Here is a 23467-nt window from a genome sequence, read left to right as displayed (position 1 = left end):
AGAGTCCAGAGCATCTTTTATTACCGGCTTTTTCCCTATAACTACCTATGGAATATCAGATGTTACTCCCCAAGCACGTGGTAGTAATTAACGATAGCCCAACCCGACAGTCGGTGCTCATCGAGAGCCTATCGGCGCTCGGTTGGAGTACGGAGTGCTATAGGTCTCTCTATTCCGCAAATGATGTTTTATTACGTTCAAAGCCTGGTGGCATTGCTATCATCATCGTCGAGGAGCTGGTGAGCACTCCTCTAAAGGACGTTGAAAATTTTATATGCAACAAAAAAATGGTATGGCTTGGCGTAATATCTGACGAGCAGCATGATAACTCGCACGCAAGGCATATAGTGCGCCTGCTCAACGGAGTGTTTAGATTACCACTCACGGACAATAGACTGAGTAACTTACTTGACTATGCCTATGGTCAAGCAATGATCAAAGCCAGTATCAGCAACATTGATAGAATCAACGTAAATGGCATTATGTTGAGAAGCTGCATTCCAGAGGTCAAGCATATCTTTCGTCTGATTCACAGGGTTGCTGACAGTAGGGCGGCTGTCATGATTCTGGGTGAGTCAGGGACCGGTAAGGAGCTAGTGTCACGTGCAATACATGACCTATCGATGCGTGCCACAGGCCCCTTCGTCGCCTTGAACTGTGGTTCGCTGGCCAATGAGCTGATTCAATCAGAGCTCTTCGGGCATGAAAAAGGCGCCTTTACCGGAGCCACTAGACAACGAATCGGCCATATCGAAGCAGCCTCGGGCGGTACGCTGTTTCTGGATGAGATCGGAGACCTCAGCACTCCACTTCAAGTCAATCTGCTGCGTTTTCTCGAGACACATAGCATTCAGCGCCTGAGCAGCAGTCAAGAAATATCCGTGGATGTCAGAATCGTATCGGCTACCCACGTCGATCTTGAACAGGCGGTAGAGCAGGGCAGGTTTCGTTTAGATCTCTTGCACCGCCTCAATACTGTCATAATCCACCTTCCTCCGCTCAGGCAGCGCAAGGCGGATATCGAGTTAATCGCCAACCAAATTTTTGAAGACTTGTCATCCCGCTATCCATGCAAGGCAAGGGGGTTTCACCGAGATACCATTGCATTGATGAAGTCTTACCATTGGCCGGGCAATATACGCGAAATGCTTAATAGGATAAAGAGTGCGATGCTACTTTGTGACGGAAAACTAATCCTGCCAGATAAATTAAACATTGAGCATATTCCAAGAGCCAATAGTGGTAATTCATTAAATGAAATAAAGAGCCAAGCCGAGCGACGCTTACTTACCAGTGTGCTCAGAAAGAACGAAAATAATATTGCACGATCTGCCAAGGAGATGGGAGTTTCAAGAGTAACATTTTACCGTCTCGCTAAGAAGCATAACATAATCCATCGAGGAGATGATCAAAAAAAGACCATGTAATAAGGCTAACAACGATCACTACATAATGGGGAACACGATAATGAATGTTAGCATAATGAAGCTCATCGCCCCGCTACCGTTGACAGCGTCGATGTTGAGTTCACAGATGGTGTACGCTCAACAAGAGCCCGTTGGGCAAGCACCGCCCGAAGCCATCAACCAACCTGAGGTACAGGCGATCACCGAATTCGGTGGCGTTCTCACACCACGTGGACAGTTGGTCATAGAACCATCACTGCAGTATTCTCACGCGGGGGTCAATCGCCTGACCTTTCAGGGAATCGAAATACTCAGCACGTTGCTTATCGGTGTCTTTAGTGCCGAGGAAGCCAATCGCGATACCTGGACAGCCGCCATCACCGGTCGACTCGGCGTTAGCGATCGCCTGGAGCTGGAAGCCAAGGTGCCGTATGTCTATCGCAGTGACACCCTGTTTGCCACCGTGCCTACGGTGGAGGGCAGTGAGGCCGGCCAGTTTGACATCGACCGAGATTTATCGGGTAACGGTCTTGGTGATATCGAACTGGCCGCCCGCTACCAGCTGACTAGCGGACGGAATAACTGGCCATACCTGATTGGCAACCTTCGCTACAAAACCACGACGGGTGACGGTCCCTTCGATATTCGCCGTGATGATGATGGCATCGAAAGAGAATTGGCGACCGGTTCAGGATTCCACTCCATTGAGCCTAGCATTACGGCTCTATACCCATCGGATCCTGCCGTATTCTTTGCCAACCTCGGCTATATGTATACGAGAAAGGATAGTATCAACAAACGCATCAATGATGATATTACAATTGGCGATGTAGATCCCGGCGATGCGATTCGGGTCAGCTTCGGGATGGGCTATGCGATCAATGAGCGAGCCTCGTTCAGCATGGGTTATAAACATGATTTCATTGACAGCACAAAAACGGAGTTTATCGGTGCCAACGGCAATTCTACCACTCAAAGCTCGCGCAGCCTTAATATTGGATCACTACTGCTCGGCTGGTCGTATCAGCTCAAGCCAGAGGTGTCTGTCAACCTGGGGCTGGAGCTAGGGGTTACTGACGATGCCCCTGATACCGTGATTACGCTACGCATTCCGTTTGGCATGGGCATGTATTGATTGCTGGCTATGAGAGGTTGGTGATGCCGGTTATCGCCAACCTCTTGCCCCTTATCTAGACAGTGAGTTGAGAATTGCCTGGCGCTGCGATGCGGCCTGAAGTGCCGGCATATTGCGAACGTTGATATTGATATCGATGGTCTGTTGAACACTGCGTTGAGAAGCATCACTTACCACCGCGCTGACGATTGCCTGCTTGGTAATATTATGCAGCGCGGCAGTAAACCCCTTACTGTCATTGATTGCAAGACCTGAGTAATCCTTCAAGCCGGTCAGATTAAGGGAACCCGGTGCTACGTCATTGAGCGACGCGCCTGAACCAACCACCGAGGCTTGAATATCGCCCGGAAGTGAGCCGATGTCCATGCCATTCAGCATCTGCGTGGATAGCCGTGCTCCAGACTGGTCAATTGTTACAATTGACTCGAGTACCATGCTGTCGATCTGGGTCTTGAGCACTGCACCAAAGTTAAGGTCCATGCCCGAGACGGAAAAGCCACCGCGCAATGTATCCAATGTCGCCTCATCGAGGCGCGTGGACTGAGCATAGAAGGACTCATCCTGCAATACTTCCCGCGTATCGTGTAGTGGTTCTGCACTATCGTATTTGATAATGGCATCGTAGAAACTGGCAGAGTGCAATGTGTCTGCCGACAACATGCAACAGGCACCTATCAGAAGCATATTAAGTCCGCGGAGCCCTATGTTGCGTGGCTGTGACAGATTGGCATCCTTCATGGCTATCGTCCCATTTCATTATGGGCTGGCAAGTTGAGTATCATGCTGGACATCGGCGTACGCCTGATCATCTGCTCCTTAGGCGCCTTGGCTCTCAACCGCCAGTCACTGTCGTGGTTAAAATTCCGCTGTGCCAATTCGATATCCTCACGCGCTCCCAATACTGTGCCACTCCAGAGCGTGGCAAAGTGCTCGGTTGGCACTATCACCGTCCCCACCGCAGGATCTGCCACAACGATATTGTGCTCATCGATACCCTTGACCACCACGAAATGGCGGTAGCCGCCGGTATTGATCAAGGTAATCGCCGGCACACCGATCCGCGCCAAATCCTCCAGCGAGACCCTGAAGCCATCCGCATTGAGTCCCTGAGCATCGAGATAACGCTTCATGTCGAGCATCGAGAAGCCCTGCTCCTGAATCTGCTCGATGTCACCCGTGGCGATCATCTGCTCGAAGACCTCAGCTTCAGTCGTCGGGCGCCCGTAGTGGAAGGTCAGCAGGGTGGCCACCGCGGCCGCACCACAGCTGTAGTCATACTGCTGGGGGATGACTCGGTCCCAGCGCATTGACTCTAGGCTGCGGGCGGGTACGTTGACGCTACCGAATGGCCCCTGAATATGCACGCTGCCGGCCATGGCGACACTAGCAATCCCCAAACACAACAGCAGGAGATATCGGCACAGGGTGACAGAATGCATGGCGCTCTCCATGAAGTAAGCCATCGCTCGACGGCATGCCAAATCACTGCGTCGGGGCATAGATACTGATGTTGACACCCGTGCTGACAGCATTGCTATGTCCGGTATTGATGTTGAAAAGCCCTATTCCCGAGAAGTTATCCAGCGCACGGTTCTCGATCACGACATTGCCGCTAACAATGCTGCCAGCGGTGAAAGAGGCGCCTGTCACCGCAGCATCGAGATGCTGAATACTCTGCACATTGACCAGATTGAAGCCCCCCTCCCGCCCATGCAGATCGGCCAGCTCCTGATCATCGATCATCTCGAGTGCCGCAAACCCCTCGTTAGTCTGCTCAGTAGCCGATGTTCCATCTGCCAGCGTCCATGGCGAGCTCAGCAACATGGCTACTCCTAGGCAGGTCCCTGAGAATACGCGGAATTTCATGATTACCCCTCCAATGGCCAGCAGAGAAGAGGGGCTGACGGTAAACCGCCAGCCCATCACAGGTCGTTACTGCATGGATCAGTTGCCGATGTTCACATTGCTGTGAGCCGCGACGTTGGTGGCTGCCAGCTGGGAATTGTAGATCCCGGTCGACAGGTTCATGTTGGCAATGCCGCCGAAGGTCCCGGCACCCGCCGCCATACTGGCGCTGCCAGTCATCAGGCTGGCCGCACCGCCATTGCCACCGTTGCCACCATTGCCGCCATTGCCTGCCTGAGCCATGGCATCACCGCTGGTAGAGGTCGCACCGCCGCCGCCACCACCGTTGCCATTACCGCCTGCGCCGCCCTGGGCCAGGGCATCACCGCCGGCACCGCCGTTGCCACCGGTGCCACTACCGGTGCCACTACCACTACCAGTGCCTGAGCCAGCCCCACCGGTGCCACCATTAACGGCAGCACTTGCCATAGCATCACCATTGGAGGTGTCGCCATTGGTTGCCGTGTTGGTATTGTCGTCATCGAAATCATCAGCAACGTTGGCTGCTAGACCCAGTGCTGTCCCACCGGCTGCAGAAGTATCATCATTATTGGCATTCGCGTTTCCACCCTGGCCCTGGCCTACGCCGAGGCCCAGGCCGAGGCCAATGCCATCGCCACCGTCGTCACCGTTGCCAGCATTGGCATCGGCTTCACCGCCGGCACCGCCGGTGCCGCTGCCACCATCACCACCGGCGCCCAGGGCAGCGGTCACCGCCAGGGCATCGCCCCCGGCACCGCCAGACGCACCTGTTGCACCGTCACCCGCATTGATGTAAATACGCGAGCCGGTCACGGTGGACTGTAGTTCCTGCAATGCGATTACGCTGGTCGAGGTGTTATAGGACTCACTCATCGCCCAGGCGTCACCGCCAGCTCCGGAGGTGCCGCCGGCACCGCCCATGCCGCCAGCGCCGCCGGTACCGGAACCGCTGGTCGCACCGCTGCTAGCGCTAAAACCGTTATCCTCGTCATCAATCTCTTCGAAGGCATTGAACGCAGTGGAGTTGGCGGTGCTGCTGCCGTTACCTCCGTTACCACCACTCCCCCCGTTTGCCGGTCCACTGTTTCCCCCGGTAGCCACAGCCGTGGAGGTGACCTGCTGGTCGACTTCGTCAGCCACCCCGGCGCTAGGGTTAGCGTGCGCTGTGGAAATCGCGACCACTAATGCCAGCATTGATGTTCCCGCAATCACATAATTTTTCATGATCCTTCTCCATACCATGCATGATTTTTGTTTCCTGCGATCACTGGGTTGCACGGCAAGCTGAAGCGGCGGTTGCTCTAGATGCTCACACCACTTGTCCAACCTGGCGATCGAAAGATTAATTGCACGATATGTGCCACAAAACATTACAAACTGAAACGCATAGCATATTCAGATACTTAACCATGCTGGAAAGTAACGCTTTCACATCATTGGAGAGAAAAACGGGGGCGGATCGGAGAAAGCGTCATCAATAAGTTTACACTGCTTACATCGACCCGCTGGGGAGGAAAAAGAAATGCTTTTACTATAATAGTTTAGCGAAAAAGAGCGAATATCATAAGTGATACACTTCGCCACAAAAGCGCCAAGTCACGCCTTTAATCATGCAACATTAGCGGCCTTCCAAGCCCCCAACCTTCGCCTGGATCAGGCTTACCAGGGTCTCGGTAGCATCATCAGCAGTGGTGTCGAGGTGGATCAGATGGCGGCGCTCATCGTCGCCAAACGGCTCTAGCCCGGCCAACTGTCGCTCGAGCACGTCCAGGCTCGCCTCAGAAGGGTCACCACCGCGCCTGGCGCGCTTTACGATGCGCTGACGCAGGGTCTCTACGTCAGCCTCGAAGCTCACCGTCAACAGCGGCAAGCCACGGCCCTCGGCCTCCCAACCCAGCATATCGCGCTGCCAGCGCGCCAGGCAGGTGGCATCGATGCACACGGGGAGTCCCGACTCCAGCAGCATACCGGTGAGTTCGGCAAGCCGCTGGTAGGTGCGATGAGTGGCCGATGAGGTATAGATATCCACACCCTGTTGCTGACTACTGGCCTGTGGATGAAAACCAAACAGCCGCTTGCGCTCCACATCGGAACGTAGCCGTACGCCACCCAACCGGCGGATAACCTCAGCAGTGAACCGGCTCTTGCCACTACCCGAGACGCCAACGCCGATCAACAGGTAAGGGAAGGCAAAGCGGGCATAGCCGTCGGCCAAATTCAGATAGCGGCGACACTCCGCCAGTGCCGGCTGCTGCTGGTCGTCATCGTTCGCCTGGCGATAGCGGATAGCCGCCACCTTGGCCATGACCAGCGCACGGTAGAGCTTGTAGTAGGCAAGCACCCGGACTAGCCCATAGTCGCCGGAAAGCTCTAGATAGCGGTTCAGTGCATGACGGGCGAGGGGCTGCTCGCCGCGGGCCTCGAGATCCATCAGCAAAAACGCCAAGTCGCAGGCCACATCGTTCCAGCGCAGTTCGTCGTTGAACTCGATGCCATCGAATAGTAGGGCACGGCCTTCATGATGGACGGCATTGCCAAGGTGGATATCGCCATGGGTTTCACGTACGAAGCCATCTCGGTGACGTGCCGCAAACGCTTCCTGCAATCGAGCATGTGCCTCGTTGGCCAAGGTCTCGAGGCAGGCCAGGCGAGCCAGGTCGTCACTGTTGTTGAGGCGTTCACGAATCAGGCTGAACTCCCGCTCCATGATCGCCGCGGTCGACTCGCCGCTGCCCAGCGTGCTATCCACCGCTACCGGCGCTGCCTGCTCATGAAAGTCGACCAGTTGATCAATCAGGTCGTCGATCAACTCCTGGGACAACTCACCGCTAGCCTGCAAGTGGCTGAACAATAACCGATTGCTGAACTGGCGCATCTTCACAGCGTACTCGAAGGGAGCGCTGGCGTCGTTGATACGCGGCGCCTCGGGCGTGCCGGAGATCGGAACCGCAGCGACGTAAAGGTTTGGCGCCAGGCGGCGATTGAGGCGCACCTCCTGTTCGCAAAGCGCACGCCGCTTGGCCAGTGTGGAAAAGTCCAGAAAGCTGCCAAAACAGATCGGTTTCTTGATCTTGTAGGCAAATTCGCCGGTCAGCAGGATCCAAGAGATATGCGTCTCGTGGACCTCCACCGTAGCCACAGGGTGATCATAACCACTCGACGACTTGAGCGCCTCGATCAGCGTATCACTCACTCTGGACTCCCCCTGATAGCAGCTGACGTATCACGCCTCTCGCGCCATGATGGCAAATGCCTGCTCGGCGGCATCCAGCGTGGTCTGGATGTCTTCTGCCGTATGCGCACTCGACATGAAGCCAGCTTCGAAGGCTGACGGCGCGAGATAGACGCCTTGGTCGAGCATCGCCGAGAAGAAGCGACGAAAGGCGTCGGCATCGCAGGCCGTGGCCTGGCCGAAGTTATCGACCCGCGACTGGCCAGTGAAGAAGACCCCGAACATGCCCCCAGCACGTTGTGTGATCATCGCTACTCCAGCCGCCTCGGCGCGCGCCTCGAGCCCACTGCACAAGGTCTCGACGCGCTGGGCCAGGGCATCGTGGAAGCCCGGCTCGCGCAGCTTGGTGAGCAGGGCAATACCGGCGGCCATGGCCAACGGATTGCCGGCCAGGGTGCCAGCCTGATAAACCGGCCCAAGCGGCGAGATGTGCGACATGATCTCGCGCTTGCCGCCGAAAGCCCCCACCGGCATGCCGCCACCGACGATCTTGCCCAGGCAGGTCAGGTCAGGTGTCACGCCATAGTGGGCCTGAGCACCCCCCAACGCCACCCGAAACCCGGTCATCACCTCATCGAATATCAGCACGCTGCCGTGCTGGTCGCAGACGCGACGCAGTCCTTCGAGGAAGCCCGGTAGTGGCGGGATGCAATTCATATTGCCGGCCACCGGCTCGACGATAATGCAGGCCACCTGATCACCGATCTCCTCGAAACAGGCTTCCAACGCATCGAGGTCATTGTGCGGTAGGGTCACGGTGTGCTCGGCCAGCGCCGCCGGTACCCCAGGAGAACTCGGCTCACCGTGGGTCAGCGCCCCGGAGCCGGCCTTGACCAGCAGCGAGTCGGAATGGCCGTGGTAGTTGCCCTCGAACTTGACGATCTTGTCGCGCCCGGTAAAGCCGCGCGCCAGGCGAATCGCCGACATAGTGGCTTCGGTGCCCGAATTGACCATGCGGACCAGCTCGATGCTGGGGATGATCTCGCACACCAGATCTGCCATGCGGGTCTCGATAGCGGTAGGGGTACCAAACGAAAGACCGTGGTCGAGCTTATCACGCACCGCGCTCAACACCTCAGGGTCGGCGTGGCCGGTGATCATCGGCCCCCAGGAACCGACATAATCGACGTAGCGCTTGCCCTCGACGTCGAACAGGTAGGCGCCCTGCGCACGCTCGATGAACACCGGCGGCCGATGCAGGCCCTTGAAGGCACGCACCGGGGAATTGACGCCACCGGGAATGTGGCGACAGGCCTGTTCGAAAAGCTCGGCGGAAGTGGTCATGGCAATCTCTCGGCAGTCAAAAAAGCAAAATTCTGTGGATAACCCTCTGGACAGTGCGGATAACTCTCTCTGCACTGCCTGTGGATAAGGCTAAGGCGTTACATCATGCTCACCCTCGATCAAGGCAAGTTGTTGATTTAGGTGTCGAACCCGAGCTTCGACATCGCTGCCACCGAACACCGCTTCAACGCTGGCCAGCAGCTCGGCGCCGGCTTGCCGCGCCGCCGTGGCGGTATGCGCGTCGATGCCGCCGATCGCCACTCGCGGCAACCCCAGACCAGCCGCCTCAGTGAGCAGCGATAGCGGTGCCGGTGGCGCTTCTGGCTTGGTGCGCGAGGCAAAGAAACGCCCGAAAGCAACGTAGCTTGCGCCCTCGGCCTTGGCCCGTTCGGCCAGGTCGAGTCGCGCATGGCAGGTGGCGCCGATCAGCGCCTCGACACCCAACCGCTGCCTGGCCTCGGCCAGCTCACCGTCACGCTGCCCGAGGTGCAGACCAACGCCTGCGAAGCCAGCGTCGCGAAGCCGCAGCGCCAGCGCGGTATCATCGTTGATGATCAGCGGAACCGCATGATCCTGGCACAGGCTGGCCAGCGACGTAGCCTGGCGCCAACGACGGGCATCGTCGCCAGACTTGTCTCGATACTGCAACAGTGCCAGCCCGCCGCGCAAGGCGGCGTCGCAGGCCGTCAGCAGTGTGTGGTCATCCGGCAGCAGCACACCATCGGTGATCGCGTAGAGACCGCGCTGCCAACCTCTAGGGTCAGTCGTCATATCGATCGCTCCAGGCCGGGTGACGCCACAGCCGACGCGGCAGCGCCTGGCCGCCTCGATGCTGCAGATCGGGTAGCCAGCCATGTTCAAGTGTCTCCCAGGTGTAAGCCTGGGCCTGCTCACAGGCCGGCAGCAGTCGTTCGCCGCAGGCCAGCCGCGACGCCAGCGCCGCGGCCAGGGTACAGCCCGAGCCATGGAAACGCCCGGGCAGGCGCGGCCAGTGCCACTGGCGCCCCTCGTCAGGGGTATGCAGGGTGTGGATAACCTGGCGCCGGTCACTCCCCGGAAGCGGGTCATCCGTGGCGGTCACCAGCACTGCCTGACAGCCCAGCGACAGCAGCGCAATGGCGCGGTCGGTGTCGTTATCCTGGTCATCACCGGCCAGGCGCGCCAGTTCGAGACGATTGGGGGTAAGAATATCCACTCGTGGTAGCAGTCGCTCGCGGAACGCGTCGCGCAGCTCGAGGCTGGAGAGCTCTCGGCCACCGCCCGCCTTGAGCACGGGATCCATCACCAGCGGCACACCGGGAAAGCGACGCACGATATCCACCACGGCATCGAGTGTCTCGAGACTCGCTACCAGGCCAACCTTGATCGCCGCCACCGAGAACTCGTCGAGCGCTGCGGCCATGGCACGCATGGTATCCGGATCGCAGGGCGTCACCGCGCTGACGTCGGTACTGTTCTGCACCGTCAGCGCGGTAGGAATCGTCAACGGCCAGGCGCCGCAGGCACTGATTGCCTCGGCGTCGGCCACCAGTCCGGCACCGCCCGTAGGGTCGTGACCGGCCAGCACCACCACGGCCGGCAGCTGGCGGCTCGCCACCCGAGGCGAATGAGTTGCGTCACTGGCCATCAGAACGGCTTGACCACGGCCAGCACCACGATGATCAACAGCGCGATCACCGGTGCCTCATTGAACCAGCGGAAGAACACATGGGATTTGTCACAGCGGCCAGCGGCGAACTTCTTCAGGTACGCCAGGCACACGTGATGGTAGCCGACCAGGAGCGCCACCAGCAGCAACTTGAGATGCATCCAGCCCTGACTCATCCACACCGGCGCCAGCGCCAACAGCCAGATGCCGAAGCCCAGTACGGCAATCATCGACGGCAACATGATCCCGCGGTAGAGCTTACGCTCCATGATCAGAAAATAGTCGATAGCCTGCTGGTCGCCCTTGTCCCGTGCCATGGCGTGATAGACGAAAAGTCGCGGCAGATAGAACATCGCGGCAAACCAGGTAATGATGGCGATCAGGTGCAGCGCCTTGATCCACAGATACATGCCGGCTCCTCAGACAGCGGATGCCTCGCCGCAGCCCTCAGCGACGATAGCGATAGTAGGTTTCGATGGCGTCGCGGGAGATGATACCGGAAATTCGCGGCCCCTTCGGCCGTCGCGTATTTTCGACGTAGAGGGCGTCGACTGAGTGGTCGTTGAGCAAGTCAAAGGCTTCACTGAGGGTGGCCTGGACATGGATCGGCGCCATTTCCAGACGCTGTCCCGGCACCTCCAGCAGATCGAGCCGTTGCTCGGCATTCCATAGCGTGTCGTCGTTCATCGCCCGAGCCAGGTCAGCGGCCTTCAGCGCCAGGGTCGGCTTGTCGTCGCTCGAGCGCAGGATCACCAGCCACAGGGGCTTGCCAGCGAGCAGCATGCGCGCCTCGTCGCGCCCCACCCAGCGCAGCGTAGTCGCCACATTGCGTTCCATCACCGCCGGCACCGAGACCCGCGACAGTGCCTGCATCAGCGGCTGCTGCAGCGGGTGCAGGCCGTGGCGAGTCACGGCGATGAAGAAACCGTCACAGCGACACAGCTGCCGAGCGGTAAGCCCAGACACCACCACCGCCAACATACCCGGCAAGATGATATTGGGATTGTGGGTCAGCTCGAGCAGCGCCATCAATGCTGCCAGGGGCGCCTGCAGCACAGCCCCCATCATCGCCGCCATGCCCAACATGGCATACAACCCTGGGTCGGCGGAGGCGTTGGGCCACAGCCAGTGCCCCAGCATGCCGCTCAACGCACCCGCCGCGGCCCCCACCACCAGCACCGGCCCGATAATGCCGATCGGCACCCCGCAAGCCACGGTGAAAGCCGTCAACAGCAGCTTGGCCAACACCAGAGCCAACAAGACATCCACCGCCAGCACCCCGTTGAGCGTGGCATCAAGGCTGTCGTAACCGATGCCCTGCACTTCCGGATACCACAGCGCCACGCCACCGGTAACGATCCCTACCGCCGCCAACCGCTGCCACCACGGCCAGCGCGTCAACAACTCGCCGCTGCGTGCAACATGGATGAACAGCCCAGCCAATAGCCCGATGCCCAGCGCAGTGACCACGATCCACGGCAGGTTGAACATTGAATCGAGCGTTACGATGGGCACCTGGAAGGCTGGCTCCGATCCGTACACCAGTTGGGCAATCAGGGCGCCCATGGTCGAGGCCAGGATCACCGGCATGAAACCGGCAATGGTGTACTCCATCATCACCACTTCCATGGCGAAGATGACGCCAGCGATGGGCGTATTGAACGATGCCGAGATGCCCGCCGCGGTGCCGCAGGCCACCAGCACACGCAGACTGTTGTGAGGCAGGCGTAGCTGCTGGCCAATACCGCTAGAGGCAGCCGCACCGAGATGGATAGCGGGGCCTTCACGGCCGGCGGAGAGACCGCCGAGTACCGCCACGATACCCACCCACCACTGGTTGAGCCAATTGCGCAGTGGAAAACGCCCCTGATGGTAGGTGAGCCGCTCGATCACATGGCCGACCCCGAGCTTGCGTGCTGCGAGGGGCTGACGACCCAGCCACAGCCCGATCAGGATCACCGCCAACAGCGGCAACAGAACGCGCGCCCAGGTAGGGAGTTCCTGGAAGGCTTCATGGTCGCCGCCCGGCATGAAGGCCAGCCCACCCAGGTCAAGCAGCAGGCGAAAGCCCACCATCAATCCGCCGGTGACCACACCCGAGACTAGCCCCAGCACGCATAGCTGGGGTAGCGCATCGACATTGGCGAGCTGGCGTCGAAAGCGTTCGAGACTCAGGTCGGGCAGGCGCGGCAAGGCTGACTCCTGTCGGCGCGTCGAGCAGCCAAACGCAGCGGCCACTGGACATCTGGTGTATGCCTTCAGCATACAATAGCTAGATCCTACGCCAAGCCTCGATCGGGTCGTGAAAAGTTGACCCTTTTGCTAGGGATTGCCGATAATGGCTGACTGCCCGATTAAGATCACTCACCTCTGGCTCAGGAGCACGTCCATGAGCAGTGCCGAATCCTTCGTTCCCCGCCCGATGTTCCTCAGCGACAGCGCTCAGGCGCGGCTGCGCGAGCTGATTCGCGAGGAGGGCAACCCGACGCTCAAGCTGCGCGTCTACGTGACCGGCGGCGGCTGCTCGGGCTTCCAGTACGGCTTCGATTTTTCCGACAGCGTCGCCGACGACGATACCCTGGTCGATTATGACGACGTGGCAATGATCGTCGATCCACTCTCCTACCAGTATCTGGTCGGCTCCACCGTCGATTTCGAACAGGGTCTGGCCGGCGCACGTTTCGTGATCCAGAACCCCAATGCCACCACTACCTGTGGCTGCGGCGCCTCTTTCATGGTCTGAGCCGACAGGTTCAGCACGATTTGCTGTTGCTTGACGCTTCCCCATTATCTCGCCATGGTTTATTGGCGAGTTCCAGAAATAATCGTTCTACAATGGGGAACCACATGCACCGTAATCTGCTAGATCGTTATCTATCCCGCACCGCGCTGAGCGCCACCGTCGCACTGGGCCTCGGGGTTTCCGGTACCGCCGTCGCCGACTTGCCCACCGTCAACGTGGTCACCGACCCGAGCTTCGTACCCTTCGAGATGATGGATCCGGATACCGGCGAGATGGTCGGCTTCGATATGGACATCATCAACGAGGTGGCCGAGCGCGCCGGCTTCGAGATCAATCTCACCACCATGGAGTTTGCCGGCATCATCCCCGCCGTGCAGACCGGCAATCAGGAGATTGCCATTGCCGGGGTGACGATCACCGAAGAACGTGCCGAGATCGTCGATTTTTCCGACCCCTACTACGACAGCGGCCTGCAGATCATCGTCCGCGCCGACAACGACGACGTCGAAACCATCGAGGACCTCGAAGGCAAGAGCATCGCCACGCGGATCGGCTCCACCAGCTACGACTACCTGCAGGAAACCCTCGGCGACGACGCTGATATTACGCCCTACCCCGGCAACAGCGACATGTACATGGCACTGCTCGGCGGCAACGTCGACGCCGCCTTCTACGATGCACCCAACGTCGCCTACTTCTCCCAGACCCGTGGCGAAGGCCGCACCAAGGTCGTCGGGCCGCTCTACGAGGGCCAACAGTACGGCATCGTCTTCCATCAGGGCAGCGAGTGGGTCGAGCCCGCCAACCAGGCACTGGCCGAGATGCGCGAAGATGGTACCTACGACGCCATCTATGAAGAGTGGTTCGGCGAATCCCCCGACGCCGATTGATCCTCATGCCAGCCTGACGGGGCCGGGTCCACCCGGCCCCGTCGACGTTCTACTGCCTGTCCTCAACGGGAGACCCTGACGTGGACCTGACCTTTCAATTCAACTGGTCGGCGGCGCTAGCCTCGATCCCCTACCTGCTGCCGGGGATTCCCTACACGCTGCTGATCTCCTTCGGCGGACTGGCCATCGGCTTCTTCATCGGCATCTTCTTTGGCCTGCTGCGCATCAGCCCAGTGCGCTGGCTGCGCTGGCCGGCGATTTTCTATATCGAGGTGTTCCGCGGCACCCCGATCCTGGTGCAGGTGCTGTTCATCTTCTACGGCCTGCCGCAGCTGCTGGGCGGCCCGATCAATGCCCTGGTGGCTGGCATCGCCGCCATCGCCATCAACTCCGGCGCCTATATCTCCGAGATCGTGCGCGGCGGCGTGCAGTCGATCGAGCGTGGCCAGCGCGAGGCGTCACTGTCGCTGGGTCTGTCACGCACCCAATCGTTCCGCTACATCATCTGGCCCCAGGCATTTCGGCGCATGATTCCCCCCCTGGGTAACCAGGGAATCATCAGTATCAAGGACACCTCGCTGTTCTCGGTGATCGGCGTGGGTGAGCTGGTGCGCCAGGGCCAGATCTACATCGCCACCACCTTCACCGCACTGGAGGTCTACTTCATGGTCGCGCTGATGTACCTGGCGATCACCTGGACGTTATCGCTGATCCTGCGCCAACTGGAGCGCCGCGGCCTGGTCGGACAATAAAGGAGCCACGCATGACAACTGACACACCCACCGCGGCCCAACCCATCGTGCACATGCAACAGGTCAACAAGCATTTTGGTAGCCTGCACGTGCTCAAGGATATCGAACTCAGCGTCGAGCCTGGCGAAGTGGTCGTGATTATCGGCGCCAGCGGCTCCGGAAAATCGACGCTGATTCGCTGCATCAACGGCCTCGAAGAGTTCCAGTCCGGTCACATCGAGGTCGACGGCAACCCGCTGACCCCCTACGGCAAGAGCAGCAAGGCACTGCAGACCATCCGCACCGAAGTCGGTATGGTCTTCCAGCAGTTCAACCTGTTTCCCCATCTCAGCGTGCGCGACAACGTCACCCTGGCCCCCATCAAGGTCCGCGGCGTCAGTCGCCAACAGGCATCGAGTACTGCCCAACGCCTCCTGGAACGGGTGGGCATCAGCGACCAGGCCGACAAGTACCCAAGCCAGCTCTCAGGTGGCCAACAGCAGCGCGTGGCATTGGCCAGGGCGCTGGCCATGGAGCCACGTCTTATGCTGTTCGACGAGCCGACCTCAGCGCTGGACCCGGAGATGATCGGCGAAGTGCTCGACGCCATGCGTGAGCTGGCCCGAGAAGGCATGACGATGATGATCGTCACCCACGAGATGGGCTTTGCTCGGGAGGTGGCCGATCGCGTGATCTACATCCACAGCGGTCAGATCGTCGAGCAAGGCCCCCCTGCAGCCGTGTTCGACAACCCACAGCATGCTCGTACGCAAAGCTTCCTATCGCGGGTGCTCAAGCACTGATTTTTTGCTCCCCGCACCTCTCAAAAAGGCCAGTCGGACAACGACTGGCCTTTTTTTGGCGCTTTTTTGGCCTGTGGACAAAAAAAATTCATTTGCCGCGAGAATGCTCGCCAGCCCCCACCACCATGGTGTTGGTGGAATTTTCACCAGCATGTGGGCGGGCGCGGTAACAACTGCCAACGAGGTCGGTGGATAAGCGGTGCACGCCTCGGGCTGTGCACAAGTCGCGCTTTCATCCACAGGCTCATGACCGGCTGTCCGCAGCTGATACGCTGTTTTTCCGCGTGACGGTCAACACTCCAAGAGACTGATTAGGAAATGGAAAAGTGGCTTACCCACAGAAAATATCCACACCAGTAGTCACAACAACAACAGAACTTCTTTTTTACTCTACTTATTTTTATTCTTGTTTGACGCGTGATGTCACCCGGCAGGGCAAGGCAGTGTGGAAAACCCCTGACGGTTACCCACAGGAGGTTTATACTGGGCGCCCAATTTTTGGCATTGATCATTTTTTAGGCACCAACGGTGCCATTCGAGGTGCAACGTGGATTACCCCGACCGCTTTGACGTCATCGTCATCGGCGGTGGCCATGCGGGAACCGAAGCCGCCCTGGCCTCCGCTCGCATGGGCTGTCAGACCCTACTGCTAACTCACAACATCGAGACACTCGGTCAGATGTCCTGCAATCCCGCTATCGGCGGGATCGGCAAGAGTCATCTGGTCAAGGAGATCGATGCGCTGGGTGGTGGCATGGGACTGGCCACTGACCGGGGAGGAATCCAGTTCCGAGTGCTCAACGCGCGCAAGGGACCGGCGGTGCGTGCCACTCGTGCCCAAGCCGATCGGGTACGCTACAAGGCTGCCATCCGCGGCATGCTGGAGCAGCAGCCCAACCTGACGCTATTTCAGCAGGCTGCCGGCGACCTGATGGTCAGCGACGATCGAGTAACCGGCGTGGTCACCGAGACCGGCATTCGCTTCCATGCCGAGAGCGTGGTGCTGTGCACCGGAACCTTCCTCGGTGGGGTCATTCATATTGGCCTAGACCAGAGTCGTGGAGGACGCGCCGGTGACCCACCCTCGAATGCATTGGCTGAGCGGCTGCGGGCGCTGCCGTTCAACGTCGCACGGCTGAAGACCGGCACGCCGCCGCGGCTAAATGCCAAGAGCGTCGACTTCAGCCAACTCGAGGAACAGCCCGGCGATAGCCCAACGCCGGTGATGTCCTATCTTGGCGATCGCAGCATGCATCCGCGCCAGGTCAGCTGCCATATCGCCCATACCAACGAGCGTACTCACGAGATCATCTTCGCCAATCTCGATCGTTCACCGATGTATTCCGGGCTTATCGAAGGCGTGGGGCCGCGCTATTGCCCGTCAATCGAGGACAAGGTTCATCGCTTTGCCGACAAGGCCAGTCACCAGGTGTTCGTCGAGCCGGAAGGCCTGGATACCCACGAACTTTATCCCAATGGGATTTCCACCTCGCTACCGTTTGACGTGCAGCTGCAGGTAGTACGCTCGATCAAGGGGATGGAAAATGCGCATATCACCCGCCCGGGCTATGCCATCGAGTACGACTTCTTCGATCCCCGCGACCTAAAGCACTCGCTGGAGACGAAATTCATTCACAACCTGTTCTTCGCCGGGCAGATCAACGGCACTACCGGCTATGAGGAAGCTGGCGCCCAAGGGTTGCTGGCGGGTCTCAATGCCGCGCGGCGTGCCAAGGGGCTAGACAGCTGGTCGCCACGGCGTGACGAAGCCTACCTGGGGGTGCTGGTCGATGACCTGATTACCATGGGCACCCAGGAACCCTATCGCATGTTCACCTCGCGGGCCGAATATCGCCTGCTGCTGCGTGAGGACAACGCTGACCTGCGACTGACCGAGATCGGTCGTGAACTGGGTCTGGTTGATGACACCCGCTGGGCGGCCTTTAGCACCAAGCGCGAGGCCATAGAGCGCGAGCAGTCGCGGCTCAAGGCCAGCTGGGTCCAGCCCGGCACAGCGGCCGCCGAGGCCATCGCCAGCAAGATCGGCAAACCGCTGGCCCACGAATATTCGCTGCTCGAGCTGCTCAAGCGGCCCGAACTCGAGTATCGCGACCTGGCCTCGCTGGAAGGGATCGACGGCCAGGCGGTGGACGACGCCGCCGTTGCCGAACAGGTGCAGATCCAGGCCAAGTACCAGGGCTATATCGATCGTCAACAGCAGGAGATCGACAAGCTCAAGCGCCACGAGGCCACGCCGCTACCGGCGGATCTGGACTTCGACCAGGTTGAGGGGCTATCCAATGAGATTCGCCAGAAACTCAGCGCTGCGCGTCCAGCAACACTCGCTCACGCCGGGCGAATTGCCGGGGTCACCCCCGCTGCGGTGTCGATCCTGTTGATTCACCTCAAGAAACGTCGGCTGCTCGATGATTCCCGGGTGGTCAACGGATGATCGATGCCGATATCGCCGCTCGGCTCGATGCGGGGCTCAAGCAACTCGAGATCGTTCCACAGGCCAACCAACGCGATAAACTGCTCGACCTGTTGGCGCTGTTGCACAAGTGGAATCGCGCCTATAACCTCACCGCGGTACGCTCGATGGATGAGATGGTGCCTCGGCACCTGCTCGACAGCGCCGCGGTGTTGCCTTACGTCGCCGGCCCGACACTGCTCGACGTTGGCGCAGGGCCGGGGTTACCCGGGCTGGTGCTGGCGATTCTGGCGCCGCAACTGCAGGTCAGCCTGCTCGACAGCAACGGCAAGAAAGTACGCTTTCAACGCCAGGCTGTGCTGGAATTGGGGCTCGATAACGTGACGCCGATCCAGGCACGGGTCGAAGCACTCGAGGCGGGGCCATTCGACCAGGTGATTTCTCGCGCCTTTGCCAGCCTCGACGACTTCGTGGCGTTAAGTGATCATCTGCTAGCCGCCAACGGGCAGTGGTTGGCGATGAAAGGGCCCAGCGCCGATGATGAGCTGGCAGGGTTGCCGGCAGATGTCGTGTTACGCCAGCGTCATGCGCTGCGGGTGCCCTTCGAGAATGCACAACGGCAGCTGCTGGTACTCGAACGCCCGGGTCTCACCTAGGCCTCCCCCGGCAGGCCGGCACAAGGAAGGAAGTCGCTCGTGACCAAGATCATCGCCTTGACCAATCAGAAGGGTGGCGTGGGCAAGACCACCACCGCCGTCAATCTTGCCGCCAGCTTGGCGGCACTTGACCGGCGCGTACTGCTGATCGATCTCGACCCCCAGGGCCATGCCACCATGGGCAGCGGTATCGACAAGCACGAACTCGATGGCAGCGTGCTTGACGTACTGATGGGGGACAAGCGCGCCACCGAGGTGATTCTCGACTGCCCCGATGCCGGCTACGCGCTGCTACCCGGTAACGGTGACCTGACCGCGGCCGAAGTCGATCTGCTCGACCGTGACCAGGGCCGTGAACGTTGCCTGCTGGACGCGGTTCGCGATCTGGCTGCCGAGTATGACGTTGTGCTGATTGACTGCCCGCCATCGCTCAACATGCTCACCGTCAATGCCTTGACCGCGGCCGATGGCCTGCTGATTCCGCTGCAGTGCGAGTTCTATGCCCTCGAAGGTCTCTCGGCGCTGCTCGATACCGTCGAGCAGATCAAGGACAGTGTGAACCCCAATCTCGAGATACTGGGCATCGTGCGAACCATGTTCGACTCGCGCAACAGCCTGACGCGTGACGTCAGTAAGCAACTGCGCGACTATTTCGGTGACACCCTGCTCAAGACCACCATTCCGCGCAACGTGCGCGTTGCCGAGGCGCCCAGCCACGGCTTGCCGGTGACCAAGTATGCGCGCTTCTCGCGTGGTAGCCAGGCCCACCGGGTACTGGCCAAGGAACTGATTCGTCGTCTGTCGCTGTAAGCGATATCGCCATCTGCCAGTTGAGGAAGTGCCGATGACCCGTAAACGTGCCCTGGGGCGTGGTCTGGATGCTTTGATCAGTGGCGGCGCTCGGCGCCGCGACGGCGAGCCGCTGCCCGAGGTCGAGCTGGAAGCTGGCGATGAGCCCGCCGAGGCGGCGCCGGCCGGTGCCGATGAACGCCTCGAGCGGCTACCGCTGGGTCAGCTGAGTCGTGGCAAGTATCAGCCCCGCCGTGATATCCAACCTGAAGCCCTTGAAGAACTGGCCGACTCGATCCGCGCCCAGGGCGTGATGCAGCCGATCGTGGTGCGGCCCATCGGCGAGGCGCGCTACGAGATCATCGCCGGGGAGCGGCGCTGGCGCGCCGCCCAGTTGGCCGAGTTGGACACCATTCCGGCAGTGATCCGCGAGGTCAGCGACCAGGTCGCGCTAGCCCTGGCGCTGATCGAGAACATCCAGCGCGAGAACCTCAATCCGATGGAGGAAGCGCTGGCGCTCAAGCGTCTGATGGAAGAGTTCGAGCTGACCCAGCAGCAGACCGCCGATGCGGTGGGCAAGTCACGCGCTCAGGTGGCCAACCTGCTGCGGCTGATGGCCCTTGACCCTGAGGTTCAGACGCTGCTCGAGCGCGGCGACCTGGATATGGGGCATGCCAGGGCACTACTGTCTCTGAGCGGCAGCAAGCAGCGTCGGGCTGCCCACGAAGTGGTCAATCGTGATCTCACGGTTCGTGATACCGAGGCTCTGGTCAAGCGTCTCGCTGCGGGTGAACCCAAGAAGGCCGATAAGCCCGCTCCCAGCCCAGATGTGGCGCGTCTCGAGACGCGCCTTGGGGATTTGCTTGGTGCCCCGGTAAAGATTCAGCATGGGCGCAGTGGCAAAGGCAGGCTGACCATTCGCTATGCCAGCCTCGACGAGCTCGATGGGATCCTCGAGCACATTCGGTGAAGTCATTTAGCGCGCTAATGGCTTTTTCGATCGCTGCCTCCCCCATTGGTCATAAACTGGCGTCATATCGCGCAAAATCGGTACAGCTTCGGTTGAAGGTGGTGGGGGCCTTCCCTATAATCCGCGGTTGTTTGCTTGAACGATGGGCGTGACACGCTGCCGCGCTGGATGGCTATTGCCGAGGTGACGGATTCTGCGACGAGGTACTGCAATGCACGTAAGCGCCCGCCGCAGAAGGCTGCCATGGCAGCGCCTGCCGCTGATCCAGTTGATGTCGACGGCGGTGATCGGCCTGTTGGCGCTGTGGAGCGGCGGAGTGGAGGCCTTGCGCAGCGTGTTACTGGGGGGGGCGGTTGCATTGCTGCCCACGCTGTATTTTTTGTGGCGCGGCCTGCAGGTACGTGGTGGAAGACGCCCCCGCATCAGCGTCGCCAACTTCTATCAAGCAGCAGTCGGCAAGTTCGGTTTGACGGTGGCACTGTTCGTGATGGTGTTCGTCGCAGCGCCCCCTTCAAACCCGACTTTTTTCTTTATCGCCTATGTGGCGGCCCAGAGCATGCATTGGCTGACACCCTGGCTCTTGCGTGACCGGCCGACCCCCTGACCTGAGGTAAGCAGCGTATGGCAGCGGATAACGAAATGACCGCCATCTATTACATACAGCACCACCTCCAGAACCTGACCTTCGGCAAGCACCCGGAAAACGGCTGGTCGCTGGCGTCCACCTCGCAGGAAGCGGTGGAGATGGGCTTCTGGGCCATTCATCTGGACACCATGGGCTGGTCGATCGCCATGGGCGCGCTGTTCATCTGGGTGTTTCGCAAGGCGGGTCGTATGGCGACCACCGGTGTGCCGGGTGGGCTGCAGAATGCTGCGGAAATGGTCATCGAGTTCATCGAGAACCTGACCCGCTCGACCTTCCATGGCAAGAATCCGATGATCGCGCCGCTGGCGCTGACGCTGTTCATATGGATCCTGTTGATGAACAGCCTCAAGCTGATCCCGGTGGACTACGTGCCTGAGATGTTTGGCCGCCTCGGCGTCGAGTACATGAAGATCGTGCCGACCACCGACGTCAACGCCACCCTGGGGATGGCGCTGGGCGTGTTCCTGCTGATCATCTACTCCAGCTGCCGAGTCAAAGGCGTCGCTGGCTTCGGCAAGGAGCTGGCGCTCACGCCCTTCAACACCTGGCTGCTGGCCCCGTTCAACCTGATCCTCGAGATCGTCGGCCTGCTGGTCAAGCCGATTAGCCTGGGGCTGCGTCTGTTCGGCAGCATGTTCGCGGGTGAAGTCATCTTCATCCTCATTGCGCTGCTGCCGTTCTGGGCCATCTGGATGCTGGACGTGCCGTGGGCCATCTTCCATATCCTGATCGTTTCGCTGCAGGCGTTCATCTTCACGACGCTTTCGATCGTGTACCTGAGCGCAGCGCACGAGCATCACTGAGCATTACGAACCGAGCAACGATTGCAAACGCGGTAACTTTAAACCTGACCTCAACTTGAACCTAGGAGCACTACCATGGAAATCGTTTACCTTGCTGCGGCCATCATCATCAGCGTCAGCGCCCTGACCACCGGTTTCGGCTTCGCCATCCTGGGCGGCAAGCTGCTTGAGACCACCGCGCGTCAGCCCGAGCTGGGCGACCAGCTGCAGACCCGTACCTTCATCATGGCCGGTCTGCTCGACGCCGTGCCGATGATCGGCGTAGGTATCGCGATGTACCTGATCTTCGTCGTCGCCGGGTAACGAGTAACAGTGCCGAGCGCTTAGCGCTCGGCTTGCTTGTTTCCGGTCGCCACGAAACCGTCAGAGGTATCATCCTGTGAATATCAACATGACGCTTATCGGGCAGACGATCGCCTTCGCGATCTTTGTCTGGTTTTGCATAAAGTACGTGTGGCCACCGCTCAGCCAGGCGCTCCACGAGCGTCAAAAGCGCATCGCAGACGGCCTCGATGCCGCCAGCCGCGCCTCGCGTGACCTGGAGCTTGCTCAGGAGCAGGCCGAGCAGACGCTGCGTGAAAGCAAGGAGCAGGCCTCCGAAATTCTCGAGCAGGCGCACAAACGCTCTACGCAGATGATTGAAGAAGCGCGTGAGCAGGCCCGTAGCGAGGGTGAACGCCTGGTGGCGAGCGCCCGCGCCGAGATCGATCAAGAGGTCAATCGCGTGAAGGATGAGCTGCGTGCTCAGGTCGCCACGCTGGCCCTGGTCGGCGCCGAGCGTGTTCTGGAGTCCTCCATCGACGAGAAGGCGCACCGCGAGATGCTTGATAAGCTCGCTGCCGAACTGTGAGGAGGTGATCCATGGCGGAAACATCTACCGTTGCCCGGCCCTATGCCAAGGCAGCGTTCGAGTACGCACGCGATCATCAGGCGCTGACGACCTGGTCCGAGTGGCTCAATGCCCTTGGCCAGGTCGTTGCCCATAGCGAGCTCAAGAAGATGCTGTCGAGCCCGACGCTGACCAGCGCGCGCAAGGTCGAGCTGCTCATCGAGGTGGCCGACATCAAGCTCGACGACGACGCACGGCGCTTCCTCGAGACACTGGCCAGCCAGGATCGTCTGGCCGCATTGACATCTGTTGCCACCCAGTTCGAGGCCCTGCGGGCCGATCACGAACAGCGTGTCGATGTGACGGTGGTCTCGGCCTACACGCTCGAAGACAAGCAGCAGAAAAAGCTCGCCAGTGCGCTCAAGAAGCGCCTGAATCGCGAAATCTCCATTACCACTCAGGTAGACCCGGCGCTGCTGGGCGGTGTGATCCTGCGTGCCGGTGATACCGTCATTGACGGCTCGGTACGCGGTCGATTGAACCGTCTGCGCGAAGCGCTCTACGCCTGAGTCTGAGGGACATGG

Annotated in this window: 25 protein-coding genes; 15 read left to right on the top strand and 10 right to left on the bottom strand. The window is 59.8% G+C overall.

Features of this window, described 5'->3' with window-relative positions; genetic code table 11:
- Positions 1 to 59 precede the first annotated feature (59 nt).
- Both BLT16_RS08055 and BLT16_RS08050 read left to right on the top strand, forming a co-directional pair.
- A complete protein-coding gene (locus BLT16_RS08055) occupies positions 60 to 1427 on the top strand; it encodes a sigma-54 interaction domain-containing protein (RefSeq protein ID WP_176817191.1) in 1368 nt (455 codons plus the stop codon).
- A 55-nt stretch (positions 1428 to 1482) separates the two neighbouring features.
- Positions 1483 to 2541 carry a transporter gene (locus tag BLT16_RS08050; protein ID WP_143025053.1) on the top strand — a complete coding sequence of 353 codons (1059 nt, stop codon included), beginning with the start codon at positions 1483 to 1485 and terminating at the stop codon, positions 2539 to 2541.
- 51 nt (positions 2542 to 2592) lie between these two features.
- Here the strand turns inward: BLT16_RS08050 and BLT16_RS08045 are convergent, their stop codons facing one another.
- From BLT16_RS08045 to BLT16_RS08000, 10 genes are all read right to left on the bottom strand, one after another.
- A complete protein-coding gene (locus BLT16_RS08045) occupies positions 2593 to 3201 on the bottom strand; it encodes a hypothetical protein (protein WP_143025052.1) in 609 nt (202 codons plus the stop codon).
- Positions 3202 to 3281: 80 nt separating this feature from the next.
- A complete protein-coding gene (locus tag BLT16_RS08040; RefSeq protein WP_176817190.1) occupies positions 3282 to 3980 on the bottom strand; it encodes a C39 family peptidase in 699 nt (232 codons plus the stop codon).
- A 43-nt stretch (positions 3981 to 4023) separates the two neighbouring features.
- Positions 4024 to 4365 carry a hypothetical protein gene (locus BLT16_RS08035; RefSeq protein WP_089658012.1) on the bottom strand — a complete coding sequence of 114 codons (342 nt, stop codon included), beginning with the start codon at positions 4363 to 4365 and terminating at the stop codon, positions 4024 to 4026.
- Between the two features lie 120 nt (positions 4366 to 4485).
- Positions 4486 to 5652 carry a hypothetical protein gene (locus BLT16_RS21100; RefSeq protein ID WP_176817189.1) on the bottom strand — a complete coding sequence of 389 codons (1167 nt, stop codon included), beginning with the start codon at positions 5650 to 5652 and terminating at the stop codon, positions 4486 to 4488.
- Positions 5653 to 6046: 394 nt separating this feature from the next.
- On the bottom strand, positions 6047 to 7621 hold the full coding sequence (locus tag BLT16_RS08025; protein WP_089658010.1) for a bifunctional aminoglycoside phosphotransferase/ATP-binding protein: 1575 nt from the start codon (positions 7619 to 7621) through the stop codon (positions 6047 to 6049).
- Positions 7622 to 7651: 30 nt separating this feature from the next.
- Positions 7652 to 8944 carry a glutamate-1-semialdehyde 2,1-aminomutase gene (hemL, locus tag BLT16_RS08020; protein WP_089658009.1) on the bottom strand — a complete coding sequence of 431 codons (1293 nt, stop codon included), beginning with the start codon at positions 8942 to 8944 and terminating at the stop codon, positions 7652 to 7654.
- A gap of 90 nt (positions 8945 to 9034) precedes the next feature.
- Positions 9035 to 9715: a thiamine phosphate synthase gene (gene thiE / locus BLT16_RS08015; RefSeq protein ID WP_089658008.1), complete on the bottom strand. Its 681-nt coding sequence runs from the start codon at positions 9713 to 9715 to the stop codon at positions 9035 to 9037.
- A complete protein-coding gene (thiD, locus tag BLT16_RS08010) occupies positions 9705 to 10571 on the bottom strand; it encodes a bifunctional hydroxymethylpyrimidine kinase/phosphomethylpyrimidine kinase (RefSeq protein ID WP_089658007.1) in 867 nt (288 codons plus the stop codon). The genes thiE and thiD overlap by 11 nt, the downstream gene beginning before the upstream one ends.
- Complete coding sequence (gene hemJ / locus BLT16_RS08005; protein ID WP_089658006.1) at positions 10571 to 11002, bottom strand: protoporphyrinogen oxidase HemJ; 432 nt, start codon at positions 11000 to 11002, stop codon at positions 10571 to 10573. The genes thiD and hemJ overlap by 1 nt, the downstream gene beginning before the upstream one ends.
- A 37-nt stretch (positions 11003 to 11039) precedes the next feature.
- Positions 11040 to 12785: a chloride channel protein gene (locus BLT16_RS08000; RefSeq protein WP_245701529.1), complete on the bottom strand. Its 1746-nt coding sequence runs from the start codon at positions 12783 to 12785 to the stop codon at positions 11040 to 11042.
- Between the two features lie 196 nt (positions 12786 to 12981).
- Here BLT16_RS08000 and erpA point away from each other — a divergent pair, with 196 nt between their 5' ends.
- The 13 genes from erpA (at position 12982) to BLT16_RS07935 (ending at position 23452) form a co-directional block, all read left to right on the top strand.
- Positions 12982 to 13335 carry an iron-sulfur cluster insertion protein ErpA gene (erpA, locus tag BLT16_RS07995; RefSeq protein WP_089658004.1) on the top strand — a complete coding sequence of 118 codons (354 nt, stop codon included), beginning with the start codon at positions 12982 to 12984 and terminating at the stop codon, positions 13333 to 13335.
- A gap of 104 nt (positions 13336 to 13439) precedes the next feature.
- Positions 13440 to 14225 (top strand): transporter substrate-binding domain-containing protein, encoded by a 786-nt coding sequence (locus BLT16_RS07990; RefSeq protein WP_089658003.1) that lies wholly within the window; start codon positions 13440 to 13442, stop codon positions 14223 to 14225.
- A gap of 80 nt (positions 14226 to 14305) precedes the next feature.
- Positions 14306 to 14977: an amino acid ABC transporter permease gene (locus tag BLT16_RS07985; protein ID WP_089658002.1), complete on the top strand. Its 672-nt coding sequence runs from the start codon at positions 14306 to 14308 to the stop codon at positions 14975 to 14977.
- Positions 14978 to 14988: 11 nt separating this feature from the next.
- Positions 14989 to 15759, top strand: a complete 771-nt coding sequence (locus BLT16_RS07980; RefSeq protein ID WP_089658001.1) for an amino acid ABC transporter ATP-binding protein — start codon at positions 14989 to 14991, stop codon at positions 15757 to 15759.
- 547 nt (positions 15760 to 16306) lie between these two features.
- Positions 16307 to 18211 carry a tRNA uridine-5-carboxymethylaminomethyl(34) synthesis enzyme MnmG gene (gene mnmG / locus BLT16_RS07975; protein WP_089658000.1) on the top strand — a complete coding sequence of 635 codons (1905 nt, stop codon included), beginning with the start codon at positions 16307 to 16309 and terminating at the stop codon, positions 18209 to 18211.
- On the top strand, positions 18208 to 18846 hold the full coding sequence (gene rsmG / locus BLT16_RS07970; RefSeq protein WP_089657999.1) for a 16S rRNA (guanine(527)-N(7))-methyltransferase RsmG: 639 nt from the start codon (positions 18208 to 18210) through the stop codon (positions 18844 to 18846). Before mnmG ends, rsmG begins: the two co-directional genes overlap by 4 nt.
- Before the next feature lie 39 nt (positions 18847 to 18885).
- Positions 18886 to 19656, top strand: a complete 771-nt coding sequence (locus BLT16_RS07965) for a ParA family protein (RefSeq protein ID WP_089657998.1) — start codon at positions 18886 to 18888, stop codon at positions 19654 to 19656.
- A 34-nt stretch (positions 19657 to 19690) separates the two neighbouring features.
- Complete coding sequence (locus BLT16_RS07960; protein ID WP_089657997.1) at positions 19691 to 20605, top strand: ParB/RepB/Spo0J family partition protein; 915 nt, start codon at positions 19691 to 19693, stop codon at positions 20603 to 20605.
- A 211-nt stretch (positions 20606 to 20816) separates the two neighbouring features.
- Entirely contained in the window at positions 20817 to 21209 is a 393-nt protein-coding gene (locus BLT16_RS07955; RefSeq protein ID WP_089657996.1) for an ATP synthase subunit I, read from the top strand.
- 17 nt (positions 21210 to 21226) lie between these two features.
- A complete protein-coding gene (gene atpB, locus BLT16_RS07950; protein ID WP_089657995.1) occupies positions 21227 to 22054 on the top strand; it encodes a F0F1 ATP synthase subunit A in 828 nt (275 codons plus the stop codon).
- A gap of 75 nt (positions 22055 to 22129) precedes the next feature.
- On the top strand, positions 22130 to 22357 hold the full coding sequence (atpE, locus tag BLT16_RS07945) for a F0F1 ATP synthase subunit C (protein ID WP_089657994.1): 228 nt from the start codon (positions 22130 to 22132) through the stop codon (positions 22355 to 22357).
- 76 nt (positions 22358 to 22433) lie between these two features.
- Positions 22434 to 22904 carry a F0F1 ATP synthase subunit B gene (locus BLT16_RS07940; RefSeq protein WP_076749892.1) on the top strand — a complete coding sequence of 157 codons (471 nt, stop codon included), beginning with the start codon at positions 22434 to 22436 and terminating at the stop codon, positions 22902 to 22904.
- Positions 22905 to 22915: 11 nt separating this feature from the next.
- Positions 22916 to 23452: a F0F1 ATP synthase subunit delta gene (locus BLT16_RS07935; protein WP_089657993.1), complete on the top strand. Its 537-nt coding sequence runs from the start codon at positions 22916 to 22918 to the stop codon at positions 23450 to 23452.
- Positions 23453 to 23467: the final 15 nt, after the last annotated feature.

Origin of the sequence: Franzmannia pantelleriensis (assembly GCF_900102875.1) — a bacterium.
Classification (GTDB): domain Bacteria; phylum Pseudomonadota; class Gammaproteobacteria; order Pseudomonadales; family Halomonadaceae; genus Franzmannia; species Franzmannia pantelleriensis.
The sequence above is the reverse complement of the archived record's forward strand: the minus strand, read 5'-3'. Positions and strand labels throughout refer to the sequence as shown.